The sequence below is a fragment of the Pokkaliibacter plantistimulans genome, assembly GCF_003194385.1.
GTDB classification, from domain to species: Bacteria; Pseudomonadota; Gammaproteobacteria; order Pseudomonadales; family Balneatricaceae; genus Pokkaliibacter; species Pokkaliibacter plantistimulans.
In genome coordinates this window covers 36,054-44,293 of record NZ_LAPT01000115.1, presented here as the reverse complement: position 1 = coordinate 44,293, position 8,240 = coordinate 36,054, and the positions used below count along the sequence as shown (strand labels likewise).

Annotated in this window: 9 protein-coding genes and 1 tRNA gene; 6 read left to right on the top strand and 4 right to left on the bottom strand. The window is 52.3% G+C overall.

All coding sequences use genetic code 11. From position 1 onward, the window contains the following. Positions 1-476 precede the first annotated feature (476 nt). Positions 477-553 (bottom strand) — tRNA-Arg (locus WH50_RS21940). A 252-nt stretch (positions 554-805) separates the two neighbouring features. Here WH50_RS21940 and WH50_RS21935 point away from each other — a divergent pair. From WH50_RS21935 to WH50_RS26185, 4 genes are all read left to right on the top strand, one after another. Then, a complete protein-coding gene (locus WH50_RS21935) occupies positions 806-1,258 on the top strand; it encodes a c-type cytochrome (RefSeq protein ID WP_243410227.1) in 453 nt (150 codons plus the stop codon). 218 nt (positions 1,259-1,476) lie between these two features. Then, positions 1,477-2,436, top strand: a complete 960-nt coding sequence (gene trxB / locus WH50_RS21930; protein ID WP_110189357.1) for a thioredoxin-disulfide reductase — start codon at positions 1,477-1,479, stop codon at positions 2,434-2,436. 181 nt (positions 2,437-2,617) lie between these two features. After that, entirely contained in the window at positions 2,618-3,202 is a 585-nt protein-coding gene (gene sodB / locus WH50_RS21925) for a superoxide dismutase [Fe] (RefSeq protein ID WP_110189356.1), read from the top strand. A 172-nt stretch (positions 3,203-3,374) separates the two neighbouring features. Then, positions 3,375-3,809, top strand: coding sequence for a VanZ family protein (locus WH50_RS26185; RefSeq protein ID WP_133251400.1), 435 nt, complete (start codon positions 3,375-3,377; stop codon positions 3,807-3,809). A gap of 44 nt (positions 3,810-3,853) precedes the next feature. Here WH50_RS26185 and WH50_RS26430 read toward each other — a convergent pair whose 3' ends face one another. Both WH50_RS26430 and WH50_RS21910 read right to left on the bottom strand, forming a co-directional pair. After that, positions 3,854-4,378 carry a hypothetical protein gene (locus tag WH50_RS26430; RefSeq protein WP_165838516.1) on the bottom strand — a complete coding sequence of 175 codons (525 nt, stop codon included), beginning with the start codon at positions 4,376-4,378 and terminating at the stop codon, positions 3,854-3,856. Positions 4,379-4,736: 358 nt separating this feature from the next. Further along, positions 4,737-5,033, bottom strand: a complete 297-nt coding sequence (locus WH50_RS21910) for a hypothetical protein (RefSeq protein ID WP_104155683.1) — start codon at positions 5,031-5,033, stop codon at positions 4,737-4,739. A 155-nt stretch (positions 5,034-5,188) separates the two neighbouring features. On the opposite strand from WH50_RS21910, the gene WH50_RS21905 reads away from it, so the two are divergent. Continuing rightward, the gene (locus WH50_RS21905) at positions 5,189-5,731 is read left to right on the top strand and encodes a DUF1499 domain-containing protein (RefSeq protein ID WP_110189354.1); all 543 of its coding nucleotides are present in this window, start codon (positions 5,189-5,191) and stop codon (positions 5,729-5,731) included. A gap of 19 nt (positions 5,732-5,750) precedes the next feature. Here WH50_RS21905 and WH50_RS21900 read toward each other — a convergent pair whose 3' ends face one another. Next, the gene (locus WH50_RS21900) at positions 5,751-6,272 is read right to left on the bottom strand and encodes a TIGR02444 family protein (RefSeq protein ID WP_165838515.1); all 522 of its coding nucleotides are present in this window, start codon (positions 6,270-6,272) and stop codon (positions 5,751-5,753) included. Between WH50_RS21900 and WH50_RS21895 the strand changes: the two genes are divergently transcribed. Beyond that, positions 6,271-8,202 (top strand): ABC-F family ATP-binding cassette domain-containing protein, encoded by a 1,932-nt coding sequence (locus tag WH50_RS21895; RefSeq protein WP_110189352.1) that lies wholly within the window; start codon positions 6,271-6,273, stop codon positions 8,200-8,202. The genes WH50_RS21900 and WH50_RS21895 overlap by 2 nt on opposite strands. Positions 8,203-8,240 lie beyond the last annotated feature (38 nt).

The window sequence follows — 8,240 nt, the reverse complement described above, 5'->3', positions numbered from 1 at the left end:
TGATTTTTAAAGAGCAGCTGGCGATCGCAACCACCAGTAAAGAAGAGGTGCGCATTCTATCGAATCACCGGAAGATGTCAAGCCGCGTTTTCGCTTGGCTTTTCTTCAGTATTCGCCGTTGCCGGCTAAGGTACTGAATTTGAACATCTTCTTTTTCTTCCGGAGCACTCAGCGTGTCGCTGCGTGTTCAGTGGGGGCGCATTATAGGCACTTCCGGGAGTCTGTCAACACTCTTCTCAACAAAATGCAAAACACCCTAAAACTGACCACCACAAGCGCAAAAGGCCCCGTAGGGCCTTCACCAATAGGCCAACTTCAACTCACAACCAGCATCAATGCGAAAGACGATGTCGTTAACAAGCCATCACCACTCAACTGACCGAACAGCGCTATAAATGTCATGACTATTAAAGAGGAGGAGATAGAAGCGACTTAGATATATAAGAGGAGGAGTATGTATAGAATGAAGTGTTTGATGGCGCGCCTGGAGGGATTCGAACCCCCGACCAACAGAATCGGAATCTGCTACTCTATCCAACTGAGCTACAGGCGCAATGTTCTTACCAGACAGGTAAGAACGACGCAGTATATTACTCAGCGATCAAACTGACGTCCAGAGCTTACAATCACAAAATCAAGAAATTAAAGGATTTTTTGTTGATCCCCCTCACAAGAGACCTTATTTCCGCTATGGGTATCTCCGACTATAATTCATGCACGTTTTAGCAAAATCAGCAGTACCGCACGCCTCATGTGAGGCGATTGCTCAAGATCGTGCTTACCGCGACCCGATAGAGAGGCTACCGTGACCAACCCTAACAAGATGCATACTCTCATCAAGCCCACATCCATCCTTGCAGTACTAGGAATGTGTACGTTGCTGAACATGCAGAGTATAGCGGCAGTAAACTCTGAAGAAGCTATCGCTAACCGGATCAAGCCATTTGCTACTGTATGCCTGGAAGGGCAAGAATGTGCCAATACCGTTGCTGCAGGGCCCGCGTCTGCAAGCGGGGCTCGAACAGGTGAAGATGTGTATAACGCATCCTGCCATACATGCCATGCCAGCGGATTGCTCAATGCACCAAAATTTGGCACCACTGATTGGCAAGAGCGAGCCGCCAAAGGGATGGAAACATTAATGAACCATGCGTTAAACGGCTTCAACGCAATGCCCGCCAAAGGGACCTGTGCAACATGTTCCGATGATGAGATAAAGAATGCTGTCCAATATATGGTAGATAGCGCGTCGAAATAACCATTGCGTCACCGGAAAACGACATAGTCGCCCCCACAAGTCTGAGACGACTTGTGGGGGGATATTTTAATAGTCACGTCCTATCAAGCTCATAAGCGGTCACTACTATAAGATGTCTCCGCGCCCCTCTAGAATGTCTCGCTTTCTGTCCTGCTATTGAAATCTGTACCTTGCGCCACCATTGCAAGGCCAACGCATTTATTGAGTAAAGGTGCATTATGAGCGAAGCCAAACACGTTCGTCTGTTGATTCTGGGTTCGGGCCCAGCCGGTTACACTGCGGCAGTATATGCAGCACGAGCAAACCTGAATCCAGTCTTGATCACTGGCATGCAGATGGGAGGTCAATTGACCACCACTACTGAGGTGGACAACTGGCCAGGCGACGTAGAAGGCTTGCAAGGCCCGGACCTCATGGAACGTATGCGCCAGCACGCAGAACGCTTCAATACAGAAGTTATCTTTGATCACATCCATACCGCCGACCTGCAGCAGCGCCCTTTCCGTCTGGAAGGCGACAGTGGCATCTACACCTGTGACTCTCTGATCATCTGTACCGGCGCCAGTGCCAAATATCTTGGTCTGGACAGCGAAGAAGCCTTTAAAGGCAAAGGCGTATCGGCTTGTGCTACTTGCGATGGATTTTTCTATCGCAACAAGAAAGTTGCAGTGATTGGTGGCGGCAATACTGCAGTAGAAGAGGCGCTTTACCTCTCAAACATTGCTGCCGAAGTCACCGTGGTACATCGCCGTGATAGCTTCCGCTCAGAAAAAATCCTGGCGGATAAGCTGCTGGCCAAAGCGAAAGATGGCAACGTCAAGATTGAATGGAATCACACCCTGGATGAAGTTCTGGGCGACGACATGGGCGTAACCGGTATGCGTATCAAGGATGCCGATACTGGCGCTACGAAAGATCTGGCAGTAGATGGCATTTTTATTGCCATTGGCCACACGCCGAACACCAGCCTGTTTGAAGGTCAGCTGGACATGAACAATGGCTATCTGAAAGTAAAAAGCGGAAGCGAAGGCAATGCCACTGCGACCAGTATTGCCGGTGTTTTCGCCGCAGGTGATGTTGCAGACCAGATCTACCGTCAAGCCATAACCTCTGCCGGGGCAGGCTGCATGGCCGCGCTGGATGCAGAACGCTATCTGGACCACCAGAGTAACAAATAATCGAACCCGGCGATTAACCATAATAAAATCGTGGATTTATGGCCCATCTTCCGAGAAAAGCTTAAATCCGCGATCACTATCTCTGGCCATGCAAAGGGCTCAGGGCAGTGATATGATGGCACCGCATCATAGATCGAAAAAACCACAACCGTTTGCTTAGCACCGATGATAGGAGACAACCATGAGCTTTGAACTTCCCGCTCTGCCATATGCGATGGATGCACTGGAGCCCCATATCTCCAAGGAAACCCTGGAATACCATTACGGCAAGCATCATCAGACTTATGTAACCAACCTGAACAATCTGGTTGCAGGCACCGACAACGAAAACAAATCACTGGAAGAGATCGTCCGCAGCTCCAGCGGTGGCCTGTTCAATAACGCCGCCCAGGTATGGAACCACACCTTCTACTGGAACTGCCTGGCACCCAACGCAGGTGGCGAACCCACCGGAGCGCTGGCTGATGCCATCAACGCTAAATTTGGCTCGTTTGCCGCGTTCAAAGAAGAATTCACCAAAACTGCCATTGGCACATTCGGTTCTGGCTGGGCCTGGCTGGTGAAAACGGCCGCAGGTGAACTGGAACTACGTTCTACCAGCAATGCCGGAACGCCTCTGACTGAAGATGGAGTGACTCCACTGCTGACCTGTGACGTTTGGGAGCATGCCTACTATGTAGACACTCGCAATGCCCGTCCCAAGTATGTAGAAAACTTCTGGGCACTGGTGAACTGGGATTTCGTTGCTGCCAATTTTGCAGCTTAATCCTTATCTCGCTGTGCATAGAAACCCAGCTTTGCTGGGTTTCTTGTTTCTGGCGATACCAACCAGCAACCGTATACATCCCTCATACATCTAAGCTAAAGAGCATAAATCTCCCTGTCAGTTATAAGAGCCTAATTGCGACTCAGCTACCATCGGCTTAATTTTGAGCGCGATGATGGAATCGCAATTCTGGAATGAAAAAGTTACCTTATCGACCATGACCTCTTCCTCATACTCCCCATGGCATCGCCGTCTGCTTGTACGTCACGTCATTGTACTGCTACTACTGGCAGTCGTATTTGCAGCAGCTTTCATACCTCTGGCAGGACAACTTGCAGGAGGAAAATGGCACAAGCTCATTCACATAGGAGTGTTTGCAGCAATAGGTATGCTCGGCCAGTGGGCATTACCCCGCACGCCCATGCATTTCAATCTCGGCTTCGCAGTCTTACTGGCGATTGCCCATGAGACCTGTGAAATAGTGGGGCACCATCACTACCTGGAGATCCATGACGTGATTATTGACAGCGTGGGAGGAATGCTGGGGGTATGCATGATGTCGCTGCTGCAGAGTGGCTATCGACGTTTTAGCCACTCTGGCTCTTGAGATATCTATGGAAGTAGTCCGACCTGTTAATGATCAGCTCGATTTCAGGGTTTTGTACGTAAGTCGATGCTAGAAATAGCCCACGGCCAGGGATACCCCTTGCCTATAGTCTGATCGTGAGCAGTCCAGACCAGGAAATAGGGAGACGGATCGGCCTGCATTTTGGTAACAGGCTCCCATTCCCCCTGACGATCAAGATCAGCAAAAGCAATGTAGCCCCCCTCTTGTAGTAGATGCCCTATATCACCGCTCGCTTCATAACCATCAATTGCCTTGAAGATCACCTGCTGGTGAACGCCCTTAAGTCGCTCACCATAGACCATTTCAAGCAACGCTTTTAAAGCGACAGCCCGGTAGTTCTTTTCTTTACGCAGAAAGGGATGATCAATATGCACGTCAGTAACAGGCAACTTGGTGCGTAATTCACTCAGCGTCACGGTAGTCAGGTCACGCTGATCCAGCTTGACGATAATCGAGGCCTCGTCAGCCCAGCCAGAACGCCAGCACCCCAGAGTTAAGAAGACAAACAAAAAAAACACTTTGGTTTTAGTGAACGAGTACAGAGGCATCACGGTTTCCATTCCGATCGAGTTGAAAGTTTAATCGCTACCTCTCCGTCATCAGAGGGCAGCGGCACACAGAGATATATCCAACCACCGCACTCCCTTGCTCCGTGGCAGTATAACCCGTCAAACTAATACTGAACCCGGCTCAAGGCAATCAATGCAGGGGCACAAATCAGTACAAAGGCAACCAGCACCAATAGCCAGGTGAATATGCCCGTTGCGTCTTTTGCATCATGTGACATAAAACCTCCTCCAGAAAACAGCCACGGCATCAACGTGTTTGCAGACACCAGAGCAGTAACAAGTAAGCGGTACACGTCAAAATTATTCAGAGCAATGAAGCTGCAAAACTCCGCCTGAATCAGAACAGCGGCATCTGGCCGTGATCTCCCGGCTCCTCCTGAGGTGTCTGCTCTTCCGGCAACTCCGTGGCAAGCAACCACTTCCAGTGTTCCTTCGCAGCGTCGGGTTCATTCAAGGCGAAACTGATCATGTTCCCCCAGGCATTAATACCCACATTCTCTGCGTAAGGGAGGCGACCTTCATAGTGTGCCTGAAACACCAACTGCCCAAGCCGGGCGACACTAACATCAACTCCCTGCCTGACCGCTGCCAAGCGCCACTTTTCCGACAATGTTTTTCTTTTAGGCTTAATCATGCCAGTACAGCATCCAGTCACCATACTGCAGCAATGCAGTCTGTTCAGAGGTCGTTTATTGTAAGGGAGCCATTGGGGATCAGCAAATAGCGACGAAAGCAAGGTGCAGTAAGCAACTGCGCAGTCGACGAGAAATTCATGACGGACACTGAATAATGAAGATCACGCGTAGAGTAGCCATACCGATAATGTCTATGCTGGGATTGTTGCTCTCCCTGCTGATATATCTGTTCGCCATAAGAGACCGGCTTATTCCTATCAACGATATTTCTACCGACCTGCAAGATCCACCCACTTATCACAAGGTAATCAGCCTGCGCAGCAGCTGGCAGAACTCTCCTCTCTATCCTCCTGAATTCGCCGCCATACAAAAGCAAGCTTATGCGGATATTCGCCCTTTGCAGAGCACGCTCTCAGCCAAGAAAAGCTTCGCACTGGCACAACACCTGATTGAACAGTCAGGCTGGATACTGGTTAGCAGTACACCCGAGGAAGGCATGCTCGAAGCAACTGCCATCACGCCGATACTACGTTTCCGTGACGATGTAGTGATTCGCATCCGGCCTCAGCCAGCAGGCAGCCTGCTGGACATGCGTTCATCATCGCGACTGGGGCGGAGCGATCTGGGTGTCAATGCCGCCCGTATACGTGCATTCATGCACCAATTTTCAGAACAGGCAGCGGAACTCCAGCAGTAATCGCCGTAAGTTCCGCCCCTCACCCAAACAGTGCTACTACGCCCAGCGACGGTATCCCTTGACTGAGGGCCGACAGATCGACATGTACTTCACTCAGCCCCTGAGACTGCAGATAGCAGCGCAGATTAATGCCAGCCAGCGCCCGCGCATCTGGCTCCGCAGAAGGTTCACGCTCACTACCCAGTAACAAAAGCTGCAGCCGTTGCAACTCTTCACGCTCCGCTGCCAGCTCATCATCCTTCAAACGCGCATACAGCGAATGACTCTTGTTTTCCTGCCCCACGGCACATCGCGCCTGACGCAGTGGCAACGTCACCTGCAGATGCCATTGCTGCCATGCCGTCGCCTGTTGAATCACGCTATAATCCAGCCTTTGTCCGCGCCAGCCCAGCCAGCAACAGGCCAGCAGCCAGTTCACGGCCAGCCCGTGCTGATCCTGAACACTCAGGCAAGCCTGCATCACGCCGGGCTGCCGGTACAGGCAACAGGCGAAGGACCACAACGAGGCCGCCTCGGCCTGCGTATATGTCGGATAGGTCATGATCAAACTCAGTGCACTCAGTTTACAGAGAGGAAAGCAGCTTCTGCTGGACAAGGCAGACCTGACTCTCAACCCCGGATACAAAGTGGGCATTATCGGCGCCAACGGCGCAGGCAAGTCAAGCCTGTTCAAATTGCTCATGGGTGAGCTGCATCCAGACAGTGGTGAGCTGAATATCACCCCCAGCTGGCGCATTTCGCATATGGCACAGGAAGTACATGCCTCGGAGCGCACTGCCCTCGACTACGTGCTCGACGGTGACAGCGAGTTCCGCCGACTGGAGCGAGAAATGGTCGCTGCCGAAGCGGAGGAGCGCCACGTTGAGCTGGGCGAGCTGCATGCACGCTTTGATGCCATTGATGGTTACCGTGCCCGCAGTCGTGCGGGGCAACTGCTTGACGGCCTTGGCTTCGGTGCGGCAGATCATCTGCGTGCCGTGCAGTCGTTCTCCGGCGGCTGGCGCATCCGTCTCAACCTCGCCCAGGCACTGATGTGCCCTTCTGACCTGCTATTGCTGGATGAGCCGACCAACCACCTGGATCTGGATGCCACCTTATGGCTGGAGCAGTGGCTGCGCCAGTATCAAGGCACCCTGCTGCTTATCTCTCACGACCGTGACTTTATCGACAACGTGGTCGACTACGTAGTGCACTTCGATCAGTGCAAAACCGTTCTGTACAAAGGTAACTACACCTTCTTTGAACAGGCACGCGCGGAGCGTCTGGCGCAACAGCAAGCCATGTTTGAGCGGCAGCAGGCACAGATCGCCCATATGGAAGACTTTATCCGTCGCTTCAAGGCCAAAGCGACCAAGGCGACGCAAGCCCAGAGCCGGATCAAGGCGCTGGAACGCATGGAGCGTATTGCGGCAGCTCACGTCGATACTCCTTTTACATTCCGCTTTGAAGCCAGTGACAAACTGTCTCATCCGCTGCTGGCACTGACACAGGCAGATCTTGGCTACAGCGACAAAAGCATCATCCGCAATATGAAGCTCAGCCTGCAGCCCGGCCAGCGTATCGGCCTGCTCGGCCCCAACGGTGCAGGTAAATCCACCCTGATCAAAACCCTGGTGGGCGAGCTGCCTCTGCAGGGTGGCGAGTATCAAAGCGGTGAACATTTACGCATTGGCTACTTCGCTCAGCACACGCTGGAAGCACTGGATATGGAAGCCAACCCGGCATTGCATCTGCAGCGCCTGAAGCCCGAACTGAGCGACCAGGATGTACGGAATTTCCTCGGCAGCTTTGGCTTTCAGGGCGACCGGGTATTTGAACTGGTGGGCGTTTTCTCCGGCGGTGAAAAAGCACGCCTTGCCCTGGCCCTGATTGCCTGCCAGAAGCCAAACGTCCTGCTGATGGACGAACCGACCAACCACCTGGATCTGGAAGTGCGTCACGCCCTCACTCTGGCACTACAAGAGTTTGAAGGCGCCCTGATTCTGGTATCGCATGATCGCGCCCTGCTGCGTTCCTGCGTCGATACATTCCTGCTGGTCGAAGGCGGTAAGGTCGAAGAATTTGCTGGCGATCTGGAAGATTACCAGCGCTGGCTGGCAGACCGTCAAGCCAGTCAGCGCGTAGAGTTAGAAGCCGAATCCAGAAGTGAAGGCAGTAGCAACAATGCCGCCGCACGCAAGGAACGCAAACGCCAGGAAGCCGCTATTCGTCAACAGCTGCGCCCTCTCAAGCAGAAGCTGGAAAAGCACGAGAAAGCAATGCATGACGCCCAGCAAAAACTGGACGAACTCAATGCCTCACTGGCAGATCCTGCAAACTATGAGGAAAGCAGCAAGAATCAGTTAAAGATCTTGCTAAGTGAGCAAGCGCAAGTGCAAACTCGCTTGGCAACTGCGGAGGAAGCCTGGCTTGCCCTCAGCGAAGAGCTGGAACAATTGGAAATACAATTAAGCGAAGCGCTTAACGACTAGCTTCCGTGATTTCAGTACCCTCTGGGCAACACGTTTGG

What these genes read in the sequence shown, in the direction of transcription:
- trxB (WP_110189357.1), top strand. Translation starts at nt 1,477, where the DNA reads ATGAGCGAAGCCAAACACGTTCGTCTGTTGATTCTGGGTTCGGGCCCA.
- sodB (WP_110189356.1), top strand. Translation starts at nt 2,618, where the DNA reads ATGAGCTTTGAACTTCCCGCTCTGCCATATGCGATGGATGCACTGGAG.
- WH50_RS26185 (WP_133251400.1), top strand. Translation starts at nt 3,375, where the DNA reads ATGATGGAATCGCAATTCTGGAATGAAAAAGTTACCTTATCGACCATG.
- WH50_RS26430 (WP_165838516.1), bottom strand. Translation starts at nt 4,378, where the DNA reads ATGCCTCTGTACTCGTTCACTAAAACCAAAGTGTTTTTTTTGTTTGTC.
- WH50_RS21910 (WP_104155683.1), bottom strand. Translation starts at nt 5,033, where the DNA reads ATGATTAAGCCTAAAAGAAAAACATTGTCGGAAAAGTGGCGCTTGGCA.
- WH50_RS21905 (WP_110189354.1), top strand. Translation starts at nt 5,189, where the DNA reads ATGAAGATCACGCGTAGAGTAGCCATACCGATAATGTCTATGCTGGGA.
- WH50_RS21895 (WP_110189352.1), top strand. Translation starts at nt 6,271, where the DNA reads ATGATCAAACTCAGTGCACTCAGTTTACAGAGAGGAAAGCAGCTTCTG.
- WH50_RS21900 (WP_165838515.1), bottom strand. Translation starts at nt 6,272, where the DNA reads ATGACCTATCCGACATATACGCAGGCCGAGGCGGCCTCGTTGTGGTCC.